Origin of the sequence: Streptococcus sp. 343_SSPC (assembly GCF_001072385.1) — a bacterium.
GTDB lineage: Bacteria > Bacillota > Bacilli > Lactobacillales > Streptococcaceae > Streptococcus.
Genome location: NZ_JVKU01000019.1, coordinates 64,437 through 84,202, shown reverse-complemented (window position 1 = coordinate 84,202; position 19,766 = coordinate 64,437). Strand labels below are relative to the sequence as shown.

10 protein-coding genes, 1 tRNA gene and 1 pseudogene are annotated in these 19,766 nt (G+C 43.9%); 8 read left to right on the top strand and 4 right to left on the bottom strand.

The genetic code is table 11. The features are described from left to right. From ADH27_RS06425 to ADH27_RS06410, 4 genes and pseudogenes are all read left to right on the top strand, one after another. Positions 1-1,830 (top strand): GBS Bsp-like repeat-containing protein (locus ADH27_RS06425; protein WP_048716714.1); only part of this gene is annotated, 1,830 nt, incomplete at its 5' end. 443 nt (positions 1,831-2,273) lie between these two features. Further along, the gene (locus ADH27_RS06420) at positions 2,274-7,610 is read left to right on the top strand and encodes a Cna B-type domain-containing protein (protein WP_048716711.1); all 5,337 of its coding nucleotides are present in this window, start codon (positions 2,274-2,276) and stop codon (positions 7,608-7,610) included. A 535-nt stretch (positions 7,611-8,145) separates the two neighbouring features. Continuing rightward, entirely contained in the window at positions 8,146-9,081 is a 936-nt protein-coding gene (locus ADH27_RS06415) for a metal ABC transporter solute-binding protein, Zn/Mn family (protein WP_048716709.1), read from the top strand. Positions 9,082-9,090: 9 nt separating this feature from the next. After that, a pseudogene (locus tag ADH27_RS06410) lies at positions 9,091-12,144 on the top strand (pneumococcal-type histidine triad protein); the annotation flags it as partial. A gap of 585 nt (positions 12,145-12,729) precedes the next feature. Here the strand turns inward: ADH27_RS06410 and ADH27_RS06405 are convergent. Beyond that, complete coding sequence (locus tag ADH27_RS06405; protein WP_048716706.1) at positions 12,730-13,605, bottom strand: RluA family pseudouridine synthase; 876 nt, start codon at positions 13,603-13,605, stop codon at positions 12,730-12,732. 183 nt (positions 13,606-13,788) lie between these two features. Here ADH27_RS06405 and pbp2a point away from each other — a divergent pair, with 183 nt between their 5' ends. After that, positions 13,789-16,020, top strand: a complete 2,232-nt coding sequence (gene pbp2a, locus ADH27_RS06400) for a penicillin-binding protein PBP2A (protein WP_048716704.1) — start codon at positions 13,789-13,791, stop codon at positions 16,018-16,020. Between the two features lie 327 nt (positions 16,021-16,347). On the opposite strand, the gene ADH27_RS06395 is transcribed toward pbp2a, so the two are convergent. Then, complete coding sequence (locus ADH27_RS06395) at positions 16,348-17,268, bottom strand: KPN_02809 family neutral zinc metallopeptidase (protein WP_048716701.1); 921 nt, start codon at positions 17,266-17,268, stop codon at positions 16,348-16,350. Between the two features lie 126 nt (positions 17,269-17,394). Between ADH27_RS06395 and rpmG the strand changes: the two genes are divergently transcribed. The 3 genes from rpmG to nusG all read left to right on the top strand — a co-directional run bounded on the left by rpmG (position 17,395) and on the right by nusG (position 18,454). Beyond that, on the top strand, positions 17,395-17,547 hold the full coding sequence (gene rpmG, locus ADH27_RS09895) for a 50S ribosomal protein L33 (RefSeq protein WP_006595433.1): 153 nt from the start codon (positions 17,395-17,397) through the stop codon (positions 17,545-17,547). 9 nt (positions 17,548-17,556) lie between these two features. Next, positions 17,557-17,733: a preprotein translocase subunit SecE gene (gene secE, locus ADH27_RS06390; protein WP_048716699.1), complete on the top strand. Its 177-nt coding sequence runs from the start codon at positions 17,557-17,559 to the stop codon at positions 17,731-17,733. A 184-nt stretch (positions 17,734-17,917) separates the two neighbouring features. After that, complete coding sequence (gene nusG / locus ADH27_RS06385; RefSeq protein WP_006595435.1) at positions 17,918-18,454, top strand: transcription termination/antitermination protein NusG; 537 nt, start codon at positions 17,918-17,920, stop codon at positions 18,452-18,454. 88 nt (positions 18,455-18,542) lie between these two features. On the opposite strand, the gene ADH27_RS06380 is transcribed toward nusG, so the two are convergent. After that, the gene (locus ADH27_RS06380; protein ID WP_048716697.1) at positions 18,543-19,262 is read right to left on the bottom strand and encodes a hypothetical protein; all 720 of its coding nucleotides are present in this window, start codon (positions 19,260-19,262) and stop codon (positions 18,543-18,545) included. Between the two features lie 120 nt (positions 19,263-19,382). Next, positions 19,383-19,453: transfer RNA gene (locus ADH27_RS06375), tRNA-Cys, on the bottom strand. Positions 19,454-19,766: the final 313 nt, after the last annotated feature.

The following is a 19,766-nucleotide window of genomic DNA, read 5'->3' as shown; positions in this document are numbered from 1 at the left end:
TATGTAGATCAAGCTGACAAACGAAACTACATCACAGAAACCACTACAGAAGTACACCACGTAAAACCAAGTGGCACGCTAACAATTGAAAATAATAATGTCGAGACGGGCACATTTGATGCAGTTATTCGCAATGTAGTAGCTCCAAATGGATTGAAAGAAGTCTTGATCCCAACTTGGTCAGACAAGAACTGGCAAGATGATCTTGTTTGGCACAAAGCGATTCGTCAAAGTGACGGCAGCTACCGTGCTACCATCAAAGCTTCAGATCATAAAAATGATGATGGCAAATACAATGTTCATGTCTACTATGTAGATCAAAATAACCAACGGAGCTATATCACAGAAACTACTACAGAAGTGCGTCATGTAAAACCAAGTGGAACTGTAACGATAGAGAACAATAATTCTGAGACAGGCACCTTTAATGCAGTAATTCGTAATGTTGTTGCACCAAATGGACTGAAAGAAGTTTTGATTCCGACCTGGTCAGATAAGAACTGGCAAGATGATCTTGTTTGGCACAAAGCGATTCGTCAAAGTGACGGCAGTTACCGAGCTACCATCAAAGCTTCAGATCATAAAAATGATGATGGCAAATACAATGTCCATGTCTACTATGTGGACAATGACAACCAACGAAACTATATTACAGAAACTACAGCAGAAGTACGTCAAGCCCGTCGTTCTGGTACGATTGTAATCCAAAACAATAACAAGGATACGGGAACTTTTGACGTCATCATTAAGGATGTCTACAGCCCTAAAGGCGTACGGACTGTTCAAGTTCCAACTTGGTCTGATAAGGATGGTCAAGATGATATCCGTTGGTATGAAGCGACTCGTCAAGCGAACGGAGACTACAAGGTTTCTGTCAAGGCTAGCGATCACAAGAACTCTACTGGCAAATACCATGTTCATCTTTATTACATCCAAAATGATGGTTCGCGTGTAGGGGCTGGAACAACAACCACAGAAGTGGAATTTAGAAATCTGACGACCAGGACCCAAACAGGGATCAAGAATGTTAATTCTGGTGCGGGAACCTATACGGTAACAGTGGACCAAGCACCTCAGGGACGTCAGATCAAGAATATCCGTGTTGCTGCCTGGTCTCAAGCTCATCAAGAAAACCTCTACTGGTATTCTACAGCACCTTCTGGTACGCATACAGAAGTGCAAGTCTCTGCAGCAAATCACCAGTACCAGAAAGGGAACTATACAACGCACGTCTATGTGGACTATGTGGACGGTGGCGTTGAAGGCTTTAACCTGGGGCAAACAGCTCTTTCACCTCGTGAGATAGTTGATCAAGCAGCATACAATCCTCATGTTTCTAATGGTCAACGAGATCGTGTTTTACGAGCTGCAGCAAGTCTTGTCGGTGTTCGTAGCGGAAGTGCAGCCCATCATCAATTGGTCAAGGATTACAATAGCGTTAATCCATTGCCAGTCGGTTATGCAGTCAAGAATACAGATGATTGGTGCGATGTGTTTGTAACAACAGTTTTCCAACGCGAAGGTCTTAGTCATTTGATTGGTCGGGAGTGTGGCGTAGAGCGCCATATCCAAATTTTTAAACGTCTCGGTATTTGGAATGAAGATGGAGCCTCTACACCGAAGTCAGGGGATATCATTACCTTTAACTGGGACCAAGACTATCAGCAAAATGATGGATTTGCGGATCATATTGGAATTGTGGAACGCGTCGAAAATGGACTGATTCATACAATCGAAGGAAATTCCGGTGCCGTTGGAACTGTCAAACGCAATGTATACCGTATCGGACATGGCAATATCCGCGGATTTGCGACACCGCGCTATAAATAACATACATATTTTTCAGCATCATTGCCTAATGACATTTCTAGAATAGAAAGACAACCAGCTCTGCAAGAGGGCTGGTTTTTTGCATCCCTTTGATGATAGGAGGAGTAGTCGTTAGGCAAGGAGTTTTTGTCCAAAAAAACTTAAAAACACCCTAGAGATATCTATGCAACTATTTAAAGGTAACTGAGAAGGGTATAAAAAAGCTATGAAAACAAGGGCTGGAGCCATATAATAGATCTTTGCAATCATATCTTGGAAGGACTTAACCTAAATTGGCTAGTTGATGCAGAAATCAAGAAAACTTAAAAAAACAAAAACATTAGACGGTTCATTTGTTCATTTAGCGACATTTTTTATATAATCGTTGGCTAAATTGGCTCATATATGATAAAAATGGAGTGAGGAACTTTTGCGGTTCAAAATGATAAAAAGGAGATGAAAGAATGAAAAAGAGACCGTCCTTATGGAAAACCTTTTTGAAAAAAGGGTTTGCCCTCTTCACCATTTTGATGATGCTGGGTCAATTGGGTCAAGGTGCTGTAACAGCCTTGGCGCAAGAGCTAGCAGTCGGAGATAATGGTGCCTTAGATGTTAGCCTCTTGTATGGAGATAAGCAAGAACATCCAGGTGGCATGGCCTATAACACATCTGATACCATGTCTGGCTACATTCAGATTACCCCTAAGAATTTGACAACAGATCTGGATGACGTGGTTGTAAATCTAGTGCTTCCAGGGAAATACCTGGATGAGGTTAATGTTCCCGAGTTCAATAGTAGCTCGCAACATGACGCACCAACAGTGACAAAGGTGGGAGATGACTACCATGTCAGCCTACATTTTACTGGCTACCAAAAATCGGAAGTCTTGACCCTACCATTCATCGCCAAGTTTAAGTTAGGATTCCCTCCTACCAACTACTCGATGGATATTACAGGGACGCTCAATATTAACGGTGCTGAGACTGCTATCAATAGTATCACTTGGAAACCTCAATACAAGGACTATACCTTGACCAAGTTTGTCAATCAGAACTATGATGCGACCATGTCCAGAGACTATGCGGAAGCCTCTCCAGGGATTGTAACTGGAGCAGATGGCAAAAAGTACATCGAAAAAGCTACTTCGGTTCCGTTTGCCTTCTTGTTAGATGGGATGCGTGGACAGTACAATGGTAGCTATCGTCAGTTGGAATCTGCAACAATCACAGATAAGCTGCCAACCTATACGGACAAAGATGGAAAAACTCGCACAGCGGTTCTAGATACAGAAAAATCAGAAGGCTGGGTCGATAATGGGGATGGTACGGTTTCAAAAACTTTTGTAGCTGATGAAAATAAAAATGTTCAAAGTTACCACTCAGATTTGATGCAAAAAATCCAAGACAAGAGTTTTTTATACTTGAAATTCCCTGATTTGGTCATGGAAAAAGACCAAACCTTAGAAGATGTCTTAGTGAAAGATTTGACCAATACTGCGTCTGTCGTGGGGATTCCTGCGGAACGTGGTGAGGGAGAGCCGGATGTAACGGCTGAAGATTCTCTCATCTTCCGACTCACTTCGCGTGACTTGGAAGGTAAAGGAGCTTTTGCTAAACAAGCAGAAGGAAATGTCTACGATTCGACAGACTACAAGGCAGCCAACTACAAGTGGCTCTTGAAATTCCAAAATATCACACCATTTGCTCAGAAAAACATTGTCTTTTATGATGAGCAAGTAGACTCTCGCTTGAAGTTTACCAAAATTGAATATGGTCGTATGTTGATTGGAATCTATGGAAATGGCCCTCTGATCAATCAATACGTGAAACGCATCATCCTAAAAATGGAAGATGGATCAACTAAAGAAATCCAACCAGAGGTAGACAAGGATGGATTTGGAAGCATTGATTTGACCAAATATGGAACGGTTGTCGGCTGGAGACTGGAGATGAAAGATGACTTCGAACTTCCATCTGGTCAAGGGATTCATATTTCTACCTATACTGCTTTCAAGGATCCAGAAAAGACCCATATCGATCAGAATAATGAGTCCAAGAATGCCTATGAAAATACGGGGCGGATCACCTATAAAACCCAGTCAGGGGCAGACAGAGACCAATCTGCTAAATGGCAGTTCAAACTTCTTCCATTGACAGAAAATGTTAATCTGACCAAGAATACTGATTACAACAATGTCCAATTCACAGATGGAAAAACCATTCGTTTTGCCCTATCTGCTAATAATGTTCGCTTGGATCCAGGTAAGGACTACAAGGATTTGCGGGTCATTGATCTCTTTGATCCAAATACCTTGGATATTGACTTCAAATACCTAGATCAATATTTTGATAAGAATAACACTAGTCTTTATGCCCCTTGGTACAAATCCTATGAGGTCATTGAAAACTACCACAACTCTGGACGTTCTGCCTTGATTATTCACTTGGATCAAAAGGAATTTATCAAACGCTCCCTAGAAACGGGTGGTCAAGTTCGTTTGCCGTTTATTTATACCAAGCTGAAAGGAAAGGCCGATGGCGGAACCTTTACCAACCATATCTATCTGGCAGGGGAAGGACTCTGGGATTTAGAAATTGCTAATCCGAATAGAGTCGCAGTTGATAGCTATGATTTAAATAACAACGGTTCAACAACGGACAAAATCCCTCATGCGGAATCCAACTATACCATTGTCGCAGCTGAAGGGGTTTATTCTCGTAAGTTCATCGCCAAGAACGATGACTTGTCTGATGCTTCAACAGTAACTCGAACCTTTAAACCAGGGGAAACCTTTAATTACAAGTTAACGATTAAAAACAACACAGATAACCCTGTTGAAAATACAGTTATCTATGATGTTCTTCCTAAAGTTGGGGACGTCAATACTCTGGATGCTTCAGCCCGTAAGACAGAATACACAGTTAGTCTTCGTGGACCAGTGACTGCTCCAGAAGGTTGGACAGTATACTACACAACAGATGCCACAGTCACAGCTAAGACCATGGCTCAAGCTGTCGATAAAGATATTTGGTCAACAGATGTCACAGACTATAGTAAAGTAACAGGAATTAAGGTCGTAGCCAATGAGGGAACCACTATCGGTGCACGTAGCCAAGTAGATGTTGCGGTGCCAGTGGTCAATCCAAGCGAATTGACTGATCAAGTCAAGCAGTTGATGCTAGAACGTACCGAAGATAACAAGGACAATGGTGGCCGTTCAGGTGTTGTTCAAGCCCATAACCAATTCGGTTATAGAGCTAAAGGACATGAAGGAAACCGCGAATCCAACACCGTAACGTCTCAAATCTTTGCGGCGAGCTTCCATGTGAAGAAAGTAGACAAGGATGAAACTAGTAAAGGCTTAGCTGGTGCGGAGTTCGCCTTGTCAGATGCGACAGGTACTGTCCTTGCGACTCAAGTTTCTGATAAGGATGGCGACCTTGCTTTCACCACCCTAACAGAAGGAACTTACACACTTAAAGAGACGAAAGCTCCAAACAATTACAAATTGGATGAGACAGAGCATGCAGTCGTTGTCACTTACGATGCAGATCAGCAGCTCTATCATGTCACGATTGATGGAGAAGCGACTGGTTCAAAAGCTTCACCAAAAGTGATCGCCAATGAGAAAGATATCCATTATATCGATCTGGAAGCTTCCAAAGTCTGGGATGACCAAGACAACGTCGAAGGTCTTCGTCCAGAAAAGATTGAATTCCAATTGTACAAGAATGGAACAGCAGAAGGCAAACCAGTAGCTCTTTCAGCAGGCAATGACTGGAAAGTAACCTTCACCGCTCTTCCAGACAAAGACAATGATGGTAATGTGATTACCTATACTGTAAAAGAAGTCAAGGTACCGACTCATTATACAGCTGATAGTCAAGAAGCTCAGTTCGTCGATGGAAAAGCAACCATTACAAACAAGCGTACTCCTGAAACTACAGAAGTAAGCGTGAAAAAAGTTTGGGACGATGCTCAAAACCAAGACGGTCTCCGTCCATCAACCATCACGGTCCATCTCCTAGCCAACGGAGAGGAAGTACAGACGGCTACTCTGTCTGGTGAGGGAGATACATGGAGCCATAGCTTCACAGACCTACCAGTCTACAAGAATGGTCAAAAACTAGTCTATACGGTAACAGAAGATACAGTTGCAAACTACTCAACTGCTATCGAAGGATCAACCATCACCAACACCTACAAACCAGGTAAGACAAGTGTAACAGTGACCAAGAAGTGGGCTGATGCAGAAAACCAAGATGGCCTTCGTCCGAAGAGCATCAAGGTTCAACTCTATGCGAATGACCAAAAATCAGGTAAAGAGGTAGAACTTTCTGCAGACAACGACTGGACCTACACCTTCTCTGATTTGGATGAGAAAAAAGCTGGTCAAGCTATTCAGTATACCGTGAAAGAAACAGAAGTTCCAGAAGGCTATACTCAAACGGTAGAAACGACCAATCCAGGTCAGGTAGTGATTACGAATACCCACACTCCTTCTAAGACGAAAGTTCAAGTAACCAAGAAATGGGACGATGCCAATAACCAAGATGGTCTTCGCCCAGCGACGATTACAGTCAAACTCTATAAAGATGGGGTTGCTACAGACCAGACCCTTGAATTGTCAGAAGCGAATCAGTGGCAAGGAACGTTTGAAAACCTTGATGAAAAAGCAGCCGGCAAGGCCATTCACTACACTGTGAAAGAAGAGAATGTCCCAGAAGGCTACACCCTTTCAATTGATGACAAGGATCCAGCTCATCCTGTCTTGACCAATAAGCATGAACCAGCTGTCACTCATGTTAAGGTCACTAAGAAATGGGATGACGCTCATAACCAAGATGGCCTTCGTCCAAAAGAAATTCGCGTCCAATTGTATGCGGATGATCAAAAGCTAGGTAAGGAAGTTGTCTTGTCAGCTGAGAACAAGTGGACTCATACCTTTGAGAAACTTGCTGAAAAAGCAAACGGACAAGAGATTCATTATTCTGTGAAAGAAGTGGATGTCCCAGAAGGTTACGCCGTAACAGAAGAGAGCAAGGAGAAGGGCGATATCGTCTTGACCAATACGCACACTCCAAGTACGGTGGATATTCCAGTTACTAAGATCTGGGTGGACAATGACAACCAAGATGGTCTTCGTCCTACTAAGATCACTGTGAAACTTCTAGCCAATGGTGGAGAAGTGGCTCGCAAAGATATTACAAGCGAGACCGATTGGAAAGAAACCTTTACTGGCCTTCCTAAGTTTAAGGATGGCAAGGAAATCGTCTACACCCTTCAAGAAGAAGAGGTTAATAACTATTCACCAAGCATTGACCAAGAAAGCTATACTATTACCAATACGCACACTCCAGGTAAGACCACCCTCTCTGTAACCAAACAGTGGGATGACCAAGAGGACAAAGATGGCCTTCGTCCGAAGAGTGTGAAGGTGCAGCTATATGCGGATGGTAAGAAATCTGGTAAAGTCATTGAATTGTCAGCTGAGAACAAGTGGACTCATACCTTTGCGGATCTAGACAAGAATGTCAAGGGCAAAGCTGTCACCTATACGGTGGAAGAAGTCGATGTTCCAACCGGTTACCAAGTAACGAAAACAGAGGATGGTCAAGGTAATGTTGTTCTGACCAATAAACATGAACCAACAGAGCCAGTGACACCAGAACCTAAGAAACCAGGTAAGAAGGTTGGTATCTTGCCAAGCACTGGTACCACTATCTCCTTGATTAGCTTGGTATTAGCCTTTGTAGTCGCAAGCGGTGCAGCTTATCTCCTTAAAAAGAAGAAAAAATAAGCGCAAGGCTTGATCTAACTAATCGAGAGTATTAAAGAGGCCCTTAGGGGCCTCTTTAGAATAGAGATAAAGCATTCTTAAAAACTTTCCTTAGGTGAGGGCGGACGTCATCGAACTTCTATGAAGTTCCATGACTTATTAAGATACAAAGGGCGTCTGCGGATAAAGTCAAAATAGGAAGTTTGACGCAGAATCTTTCGATTCTAGGAGAACTTATCTTTTTGACACAATCCGCAGCCCGTGTTCAATTAGTTTTGAACCTAAAGTTTCAAAACTCCCGAGTGCTTGAAACTTTAGGTTTCAAGCACTTCTCTCACAGCGGAAAGTTTTATAGCTGCTTAAATGACTTAAGAAAATAGAAATCATATTTTAAAAAAAATAGTTTGTCTACATTCAAAAGAGGCCTTTAAGGGCCTCTTTTTTCTGTGTGATAAAAAATACAAAAAAATTCTTGACAAACTAAAAAATTAACGTTATCATTAACTAGTTAATTAACTATTTAATAAACCGATTAAGAAAAAGAAAGGATTTATACATGTTTGGGAGGAAACTAAGGGCCTTAGGAATAGGATTCATCTGCCTTTTGTTGCTAGTGGCTTGTGGGAGTCAGAGGAGTTCGGAAGCTGGCTCTACTAAAAAGGGGCTCAAAATTGTGACGAGTTTTTATCCTGTCTATTCCCTGGTGAAGGAAATTTCAGGCGATCGAAACGAAGTATGGATGGTTCAGTCAGGTGCTGGGATTCATGATTACGAACCTTCGGCCAAGGAGACAGCCCAGATCTATGATGCGGATGTCTTCGTCTACCATTCTCAAACACTAGAATCTTGGGCTGGACGTCTAGATCCTAGCTTGCAAGACTCGAAACTGCGGGTCATCGAAGCCAGCAAAGGAATGGAATTGGATAAGGTCGCTGGCTTAGAAGAAATTGAGGATACGGAAGGGAAGGATGCAAAACACTTGTATGACCCCCATACCTGGATGGATCCACTGAAAATCGCCGAAGAAGGGAAGATCATCGCCCAAGAGTTGGGGGACATCGATCCAGAAAATAGAAGTTATTATGAGGCCAATGCCCAAAAGCTTGCAAAACGCTGTGAGGCTTTGGTGGACAAATACCAACCTCTCTTTGAAAAAGCGACACAAAAAACCTTTGTGACTCAGCATACAGCCTTTTCTTATTTAGCCAAGCGCTTTGGTTTGAAACAATTAGGAATTGCAGGGATCTCGCCTGAGCAGGAACCAACAGCCCGTCAATTGGCTGAGATTCAGCAGTTTGTCAAGGACTATCAAGTTCAGACTATCTTTGTTGAGAAGCATACCTCGTCCAAGGTGGCTGATAGCATTGCCAAGGCGACAGGGGCAAAGGTGAAGGTCTTGGATCCTCTCGAAGCAGATCCGGAAAATAACAAAGATTTCTTGGATAACCTAGAAGAAAATATGGCGAGCCTAGCGAAAGAATTACAGGAGTAAGTAGAAAGAATGAAGAAAAAAGGAACAATTGGATTAGTAGCAACATTAGGTCTGGGTTTATGTGCCTATGCCTTAAGTCAGCAAGCACCGGTCAAGGAAGACAAAAAGAGTCAGAATCAGGTGCAGTATTTACAAGGAGACAAGAAAAAGTCAGCTAGCAGCTCAAACAAGAAGGAAGAAAGCATTGAATCCGTCAACTCGAAGGAAAAGACCCAGGCAGAGCAGATTGTGGTTAAGATTACTGATGAGGGCTTTGTGACTTCCCATGGAGATCATTTCCATTACTACAATGGCAAGGTCCCTTACGATGCGATTTTTAGTGAGGAGTTGATTTTACGGGACCCTTCTTACCAATTACAGCAGTCGGACATTGTCACACAGGTGAGAGATGGCTATATTATCAAGAAGGATGGGACCTACTACCTTTATCTAACCGATCCGCAACATACACTGAATGTTCGTTCGGTGGAGGAAATTGCCCAACAGAAAAAAGGAGAGCTGGTTTCAGCTTCGAAAGAGAGTGTCCAAAAAGCTGGGCAAACTCGTGATTTTAGTCAGCCAAGTCAGGCTTTACGAGAAGGGAAAACAGTAGCCAGTCTAACAGCAGGAGTCAAACCTAGCCAGGGTGGCTACCGGACAGATGACGGCTATGTCTTCCATCCTGGGGATGTGATTTCTGATACAGGAGATGGCTTTATCGTGCCTCATGGGGGACACTACCACTATATTCCGAAGAGTGCCTTATCAGCTGGAGAATTATATGCTGCCTTAGCGGTTTTAAATGGAGGAGGAAAAAATGAAGTAAATCCTATTGCTCCACCTTCTAGCCAGCTAGCTTCATCGGGTAATCCGAATCAGCCAATCTCAGACCCGGTCACTCCAACGATTACAGCTTCTGTGCCTCATCCAACAGCAACTAATAAGGGGGGGACCTTGCCGAGCCTTTTGGAAGAGTTGCAAAAAACTCCGCTTTCAGAGCGCCATGTCGAGTCGGATGGTTCTGTTTTTGATCCAAGTAAGATTACCAAATGGACAGATCAAGGGGTAGTTTATCCTCATGGGAATCATTTCCATTTCATCCCTTATAGTCTCCTTTCGCCTTTAGAGCGGGAGTTGGCACGACAGTTCCAACTATCCCGTACACAAGGTGGAAGTATCGCAAAAGAAGAGAGTCCAACTCAACCTTCAAGCCCAGACACAAAACCAGTCAATCAGGACCACGACCATGAGAAGGAAGATCCTCATCACAAGCATGACCATGAGGACCATGAAGCCGATCATGATCATCATCATGAAGGCGAACAGGCCCATGAGCACGATCATGGATTCCATGCAGACCATGTCATCAGCAAGGATGACGAGGGTTATATGGTCGCTCACGGAGACCATGCCCATTACTTCTACAAGAAGGATCTCTCACCTCAAGAAATCGCTGCTGCAGAGGCAGTGCTAGCTGGTAAGAAGGAAGAGGACAAGGGGCAACCACTGACAGATGATGTGGCGACCTATTCGCGCGATGCTTCGGATGAAGAAAAAATCCAGTACATTAGCCAGACCTACGGCGTCCCTCGGGAAGCTATCAAAATTTCCAATGGTTTCTTTGTCTTTAACAATCCAGACCAAGAATACGATCCAACCCATATCCACCCTTATGCAGTACGGAAGGAGCATGTCCGGATTCCACTTGAAACAGGAAATCCTGAGCTAGACTTTATCAACGAGCTTTATGCAACAGCGCTTCGCTCTGGTATTTCACCATATACGATGCAAATCGAGAATGGTCAATTTGTCATTCCGCATGGAGACCATAACCACTATATCAAGGTGCGCTCAGCAGGCTTGGCGGACTACCTGGCTCACCGTCTGCCGACCATCCAATCAGCTTACCAGAAAGGTGACTTGGACCAGAAAGCTGTAGAGGACAAGGTCAATCAACTCCTGGCAGAAAGTCGGACTTTGTACGCATCCGATCCTCTGCAACAAAGACGGATTGAGTTGAACTTGGGTCAATTCTTAGAAACTGTTAAAAACTTCCCAAGCAATTCGACAGCAGGCTACTTGGCTAGTCTTGACCAAGTTGACAAGGAATATATCCACGCGACCCAGGAAGTCAAACCGAAAGAAGAAACGGCCTTGGACCGTCGCTACCAGGAATTGTTGGAGCAGGTTCGCTTGCTAGATACCGAAGCCTTCCAACTCAAGAAAGAAAGCCTCGTTGCTCAGTTGCAGGAAGCCTATACGGCCAAGGATAGCCAACGATTGGAGAAAGAAGGAAAATTGTTGCAGGCCATTCAGGAGATGCAAGATCGGACCGGTGTGACTTCAGTGGACTACCTCAAGTATTTCTACCAAAGTTTAAGTGATGCGCGCTTGACACCGGAATTGCGGGCGACAGCAGCAGACCTTGCTTTGAAACTCTACCGGGCTCAGGCCTTTGAAGAAGCTTGGGACTCAAAAGCCCATTTCATGGAACTCTACCAAGCCAAGCAAGCCATTGACCAACTAGTGTCCCAAGAAAATGCTCCAACCTATCCAATTGAAAAAACAGTTCTGGATCAAAAGGGAGCAGATGCTCCGTCCTATAACTTAGCTGTTTACGACTTCCTCAAGGGGGTTTATGGTGACTTGGATGAAAAGACAGAGTCTCGTCAACGCTCCAGTCTCTTGACAGCACTTGTAGAACAAATCACCTCTCTTTTGCCACAAGTAGAAGAAAGCAAACGTCCTGCCTTTGAAGAACGTTTGGAACAGGTGCGCCAAGAGCCAGATGCTGACACGGCTTTGACAACTGGGAAAACTCTTTTGCGTGAAGTTGGTGAAACGATTGAACAACAAAAGCAAAAGAAAACAGAAGAACCTCAACTTGGAGACGTAGCCCTCTATCAAGAGATTTATAACCAATTGATCGCTCTCCACCAACAATTGGCTGAGAAAGGAGCCAGTGATGCTCAGTTTGAACGCTTAGAAGCCCTCTTTGATCAACTAGCTGATCCAAAGAGCGACAAGAAAGCCTTGTTACAGGCGATCCAAGCCCTTCGAGATGATTTGCTAGCGGCGCCATCGACAGCAGTGGCGGAAGCAGACCAAGCAGACAAAGCAGACCAAGCCCCTCAAAGTCCTGTCACAAGCGATTCTAGCCTGAATAAGGAAGAAGCTTCAGATCCTGCTCAGACCCCATCATCAGAGCCAGAAAAAACAGAAGCCAGTCCAGTCGCAAGTGAAGAAACGACGGATTAGGATCTATATAGAAATAACAGAAAGAGGCTGGGACAAAAGTCCCGGCCTCTCAATTGTATTTGGATTGTCGAGCAAGACGCAGTGGTTGCTTGGTATCTTTGTTCGCTTTTTAAGCTCCAAATATTACCTAATGAGGGAAACAAAGTTTCCTTTATCTGCAACCTTCAACAGTCTCCCAGACTGTTGAAGCTGTGCGGAGGTGGGACGACGAAATAGAATTCTAACGAATGACCGATTTCTGTCCCACTCTCTTTTAAATGTAGACAAACTTTCTTTTTACATAAAACAGCTAGATGATTTTCAAAAAATGACTTTTATTTTTAGTCATTTAGGAAAGTTTCTAAAATTACTTTGTCTTCAATCTGAAAGCTTCTTCTAGTCCACTAGATTAGAAACATCAGGAATTTGTCTCTATGGAGATGTCTGCTCTTTTAAGCCTTTCTCAAAACTTGGAGAAGGTGCCTCAACTTGAATTTTCTCTAAAGTGAAGGGGTGGGTGAGTCGCAAGCGGTGGGCATGGAGCATGAGGCGAGGAGCTTTTTCGGGGTTGTAGAGCGGGTCTCCAACGATTGGATGGCCGTGGTGAGAGAGGTGGACGCGGATCTGGTGTGTGCGACCTGTCTGGAGTTGGCAGTTGACCAAGCTGGTGCGTTTGAAAGTCTTTAAGCTGGTCACATGGGTTTCTGCATAGAGACCCTTACGAGGGTCGACAATACGCTTGCGTCGATCGTGGCGATCACGGCCCAATTTGTCCTTATAAACCAGCTGCTTTTTGGGTAAGGTGCCTAGGATTAGGGCCCAATAGTCTCGTTGAATTTTCTTTTCTTCTAGCAGTCGATTCAGGACGGGTAAAACAAAAGGATTCTTGGCAAAGACAAGAGCCCCACTGGTCTCCTTGTCCAAGCGATGAACGACATAGCAGGTCTTCCCGACATAAGTGGAGACATGATTAAGAAGGGCGATTTCGTCTGGTTGATTGGCGTGTGTTTTCATGCCTTCTGGCTTGTTTACAATGATGAGGTGCTCATCTTCATAGAGGGTTTCGACTAGGCTAGCATCCCCTGCCAAGAGCTCCTTTTCTTCATAATCTTCTGGATCAAAGGTGAGGGTGAGTTGGTCACCCGCCTGAAGCATCGATTGCCAGTGGACGGTCTCCCCATTGACTTGGACATGTTTTTTGGTCCGCAAAAAATGACGAATCTTTCGTGGGATGAGAAAATAATCTTCAAGGGCCTCTTTGACCGTCATAGCGGGCAAGGCGTTTGGTATCGTTATAGTATAGTGCATAGTGTTATTGTATCAGAAAGCAAGGGGAAAGAAAAGGCGAGAAGGAGGGAGAGGAAGGGAGGGACAAGACGCTGAACCCCGTTCTAGAGTGGACTAGATGGGAACCTTAAAGAAAGCTAAAAGCATCCTTTCTTGCGAAGGTCTTTCTTGTCTAGACGTTAGGAAGGTGATAAAATAGGGACTATGAACAAATTAAAAGAATTAATGGAGGGAATGATTCGTCATTTCCAAAGAGAAAAAAAACCAAGGAAGATTGCGGAAGAGGTTGAATTGTCAACGGACGGGGAGGAGCAAGCTCCGACCTATAGCCGCTCGGACAAGTCACGGAGAAAATCTCACTCCCAACATCCGATCAGACGCTTTTGGCGCAAGTATCACTTGACCAAGATCTTCTTACTGATTGGCCTGACCTTTAGTCTCGTCGTCGGAGGTTATCTTTTTTACATAGCCAAGACAACCAATGTAGCAGATCTGCAAAATGCCCTCAAGGCGACTACGATCATCTATGATAAAGATGGGAACCAAGCCGGTAGCCTAACGGGGCAAAAAGGGACCTACGTTGAGTTAGATGCCATTAGTGAAAACTTGCAAAATGCAGTTGTTGCGACGGAAGACCGGAGTTTCTACAAAAATAGTGGGATTAACTACGGTCGTTTCTTCCTGGCAATTTTGACTGCCGGTCGCTCTGGTGGGGGATCGACGATTACCCAACAGTTGGCCAAAAATGCCTATCTTTCTCAGGATCAGACGGTTGAACGGAAGGCCAAGGAGTTCTTCCTAGCCCTCGAGATTAACAAAAAATATAGTAAGAAAGAAATCCTGACCATGTACCTCAATAATGCCTATTTTGGGAATGGGGTTTGGGGGATTGAAGATGCTTCTAAGAAGTATTTCGGTGTATCCGCTAGTGAGTTGACTTTGGATCAGTCAGCTGTCCTTGCCGGTATGCTCAAGGGGCCAGAAATTTATAATCCACTTTATTCTGTCGAGAATGCGACCAATCGTCGTAATACGGTCCTACAAAATATGGTCGCAGCTGGTTATATCGATCAAGCCACAGCAGATCAATCCGCCGCAGTCGACATTCATGGCCAACTGATTGATGCCTATGAAGGCAAGTCAGAAGATTATCGCTACCCGTCCTATTTTGATGCGGTTATCAATGAGGCTGTCAACGAATATGGTCTAACAGAAGAAGATATCATCAAGAATGGTTACCGGATCTACACAGAGATGGACCAGAATTACCAAGCCAGCATGCAGGTCATCTACGACAATGTAGATCTCTTCCCAGTTGCCGAAGATGGCACGCGGGCAGAATCTGGTAGTGTAGCCCTGGATCCTAAGACCGGAGGAGTGCGGGCGATCGTTGGACGCGTGGCTAGTGACCAAGATGTTGGCTTCAGAAGTTACAACTATGCGACTCAATCTGCGAGAAGTCCTGGTTCTACCATTAAACCTCTCGTCGTGTATAGTCCAGCTGTTGCTAACGGCTGGTCGACCAACAAAGAATTGGACAATACGACTAAGGTCTACGGCAGTTATACAGTCGATAACTACGGCGGCATTCAAGGTAGCCCGACTGTTCCTATGTACCAAGCCTTGGCAGAATCTCTCAATCTTCCAGCTGTCGCTACAGCCAATGAGTTAGGGCTCAATACTGTCTTTGATTACGGGACAAAATTTGGTCTCAATATGGACAAGGTGGACAGATCTCTCGGAGTTGCCCTCGGATCTGGTGTGACGACCAACCCTCTTCAAATGGCTCAGGCCTATGGAACCTTTGCCAACGATGGAGTGATGAACGATGCCCATCTTATTACGAAGATTGAAAATGCTAGTGGTCAGGTGGTGAAAAGTCACAGCCAGAAATCGAAACGAGTGCTCAGCAGCTCAGCCAATAAGAAGATGACCAATATGATGTTGGGAACCTTTACCAACGGAACGGGTGTCAACGCAGCACCGTATGGTTATACCATGGCTGGTAAAACAGGAACGACTGAAACGGACTTCAACCCCGATCTTTCCGGAGACCAGTGGGTCATCGGCTACACGCCAGATGTGGTCATTAGTCAGTGGCTAGGTTTCCCTAAGACGGATGAAACCCACTATTTGACAGGGACTAGTGCAGAGACAGCCTCAGTGATCTTCCGAAATGTAGCCAATAGCGTCCTGCCTTATACAGAAGGAACTGGCTTTGATAATGAGGAAAATTCTTACCAGGAAAATGGCATTGCCCCTGTCGGTCAAGAAACAGAAACAGAGACTCCAGAAGAGGACAAGGGCTTCTTTGATACAGTCAAAGAACGCGCTGCAGGTATCGTAGACGATGCCAAGAAAGCCATCGATGAAGCAGATATTCCTGGAAAAGCACAAAATGCCTGGGATACTTTCAAAGGTTGGTTTGGATTCTAAAAATAGATGCTTAAAAGATGGTAAGGTTCTTTCCATTCACAGTCTTCTTAGAAACTTTCCTTAGGTGAGTACGGACGTCAGCGAACTTCGAAGAAGTTCCATGACTAATTATTGAGCCTAAGGTCTCAATAATTCCGAGTGCTTGAAACGTAATGTTTCAAGCACTTTTCTCACGGTGGAAAGTTTCAAGATAGAGTTGAACAACTCCATAAAAAAGAAAACATATTTATTGAATACCTCCAGCCATTATAAAGCTTAGATCACTGTAGATAGGATGCTAAAAAAGCCTTCAGATGATGATCTGAAAGGCTTTTGTTTTTAGTTTCATTACAAGTCTTCGTCGGAGACGCTGAAGGTATCTCCGTGTTCAAAGTCACCGTATTGGTAACCACGTTTGAACCAGCGCATGCGTTGTTCAGAAGTCCCGTGGGTGAAGCTATCAGGGACGGAGTAGCCATAGGCTTGTTCTTGAAGGGTATCATCTCCCACGGCATGGGCAGCATTGAGCGCTTCTTCGATATCTCCCGTCTCCATGAGGCCTTGCTCTTCAATGTAGCGAGCCCACATACCCGCATAGTAGTCAGCTTGAAGTTCCAAACGGACATTGAGGGCATTTTTTTCTGTCTCGCTTTTCCCTCGGATGGCTTTTTGGTAACTCTGAAGAGTCCCCAATTCGTTTTGGATATGGTGGCCGACTTCGTGAGCGATGACATAAGCCATGGCAAAATCTCCGCTAGCCTTGTATTTGGTGGTCAACTCTTTGTAGAAGCTGATGTCTAAATAGATTTTTTGGTCTGTCGGACAATAGAAAGGGCCGGCAGATGCTTGGCCTACGCCACAGCCAGTTCGAGTTTGACCCGTATAGAAAACCAAGGTTGGCTTGTGATAGGTTCGGCCTTCATTTTGGAAGGTTTGCCCCCAGAAATCCTCAGTAGTTCCAAGGACTTGACTGACGAATTTGCTATCTCCGTCACTTACCTGGGTATTGCTTTGGCGCGTGACTTGTCCTGAGTTATAGTTCTGCGTGCTTTGACCTTGGTCAAAGAGCCCGCTTAATCCAGCTCCCCCGCTCAAAAAGATGAGGACCAGGATCAAGATGAGTTTGCTCTTAAAGCTTCCAGGCGAGAGGAGGATCTGTAAAAGACCACCCCCTAAATTCCCACCAGACCGGCCTGATGAGTAGCTTCCGCCGCTTTGTCCGCGACGGTCTTCAATATTTTTACTTTCTTTCAGATGATCGCTTTTCATAATTTCTCCTTTATCCTCTATATTGTACCAAATCGTGGAGAAAAGCCAAACAAAATGCGCTCCCAGAGAGCAGAAGAACTTGTCAAAAAGTGGAAAACTTGCTATAATGGTGTGAATGGAGGCGTTATGGCATTAAAAAAAGCAAGTCTAGCGTGTACGGTTTGTGGGTCACGCAACTACTCAATCAAGTTGAGTGCGACGCCAAAACCAAAACGTCTAGAAGTTAACAAGTTTTGTAAACATTGTAGCAAATATACAATTCATAAAGAAACCAGATAGGAGATTGTTGTGAAATTTTTTAAAGATATTTTTGTCTTGCTGAAAAACACGACTTGGCCTACTCGTAAAGAAAGATGGAAAAACTTTATCTCTGTGATTGAGTACACAGCTTTCTTCGTGGTCTTGATTTATTTGTTTGACCAAGTAGTGGCTAAAGGTATTTTGAAGCTAATCGATATGTTCTAAAAAGAAACAAATCTGCGTCCCATGTGGATGCTTTTTTTCTTGCCTTGCTGAAGAAAAACAAGAGAAACTTCTTTGCTTTCTCCGGTTTTATGTTATAATGGAGCTAGGAAAACAAGAGCCAGAAGGCTTTTTTTAGTATCGTGATGAAACGATCCCCTTCTGGTAGATAAGAAAGGAAACAAAAATGGATAGTTTTGACAAAGGCTGGTTTGTCCTACAGACCTACTCAGGATATGAAAACAAAGTGAAGGAAAACCTTCTTCAACGCGCACAAACATATAACATGTTGGAAAACATCTTGCGTGTGGAAATCCCAACTCAAACTGTGCAAATCGAGAAGAACGGGAAGACAAAAGAAATCGAAGAAAATCGCTTCCCTGGTTATGTCTTGGTAGAAATGGTCATGACCGATGAAGCTTGGTTTGTCGTTCGGAATACACCAAACGTTACTGGATTTGTGGGATCTCACGGGAACCGTTCAAAACCAACTCCACTTTTGGAAGACGAAATCCGCAACATCTTGATTTCGATGGGACAAACAGTTCAAGATTTCAACATTGATGTGAAGGTGGGAGATACTGTACGCATCATCGATGGGGCCTTTGCAGACTACACTGGTAAGATCACAGAAATCGATAACAACAAGGTGAAAATGATCATCACAATGTTTGGAAATGACACTGTGGCAGAAGTCAACCTCAATCAAATCGCAGAATTGTAATAGAGGAAAAAAGGGGCCTTCCCCTTGATAGAAAGAAATCCTCCAAGACGCTGGTCTTGGAGGATTTGTGTTTGCTGAAAAGAGATTTTTATGCAGGTTCAGAGACTTGGAAGACTGTTTCTTTGTCAAAACCGACAGAGTAGTCTTTCCCGTCTTCACCTTTCCAAGTAAAGATAGTCGCGTAGCCAAAGACGAAAACAGTTTCTGGACGGCCGTGTTTTTCAATGACTTCTTTAGCTGTCATTCCAGGTTGAATATCCTTGAGATTCGTAACCTTTTTAGAGTTAGGCAAGGTGGCAATTTTGTTAGTAGCTTGGCCTTTTTCATTAAAACTAATCATGATACCACTGCCCTCCCCATGCCAGTAACCACTAGTATCAGAAGTGGAATCAGTAGGGCCTAACTTGCTGATCGCTTCATCTTTTGTAGTAGGGGCAAGGGCTTCATTCCCGACAAGGATTTCCACTTTAATCTCTTTGAAGGCAGCCCATTTTGGCATTTCAGGGATATCCCCGATAGCTTCCAGTGACTCTCCTTGGTCCATCAAGCTCATTGTATAGTTAGGATCCTCGCGCGTGTTAGAGTCTGAAGAACTATGAGAATGATCATCGTCGAAGCCTGATGAAAAATCCTTTTTGCTGGTTGACTTTTTAGAATATGAACTTTTAGAACTCTTAGAGCTTTTAGAAGTTTTTTTTGAACTGCTCACAAGAGGTTTTCTTTGGTGAGTCTCTGGTGCAGCCGGTTGGCAAGCAGCCAGCATGGCCAATGAGAGGATGCTAAGAGCATATAAGGTAACTTTTTTCATTATCATCTTTTCCTTTCATGACTGGAGAACAGCATTGCTCGCAAAGGAGCGCTGATGCAGTCCAATCAAGTGATGGTATCAAAAAAGCCCATTGCTGGGCTCATTGATATTTGTTTGTGAAGGCGGTAGACGGATTTGAACCGACGATCAAGCTTTTGCAGAGCCGTGCCTTACCACTTGGCTATACCGCCACAACATATTCTATTTTATCTTAAAAATCAGATAAGGTCAAGAAAAATTTTCGGACAAAAGGCTTATAAAAGGGAAAGAATGAGAATCGAGCAGAAAAAAAGAAAAGAAGGAGGGAGAGCCCTGAAGAAAAGCAGGAAAGTCTAGGAATTTCTCTCAAATGACTTGCAAAAAGCTTCTAAATCTGCTATACTGATAAAGTTGCGTAAAGCAATAAATACTCATCCCGGAACCATTGTGGCACCGTTGCCCTTGTGGTCGTGTTGCAAGCTGACGTCTGGGAGAGGAGAAAAAAACAAAAAGGAGAATTTACTC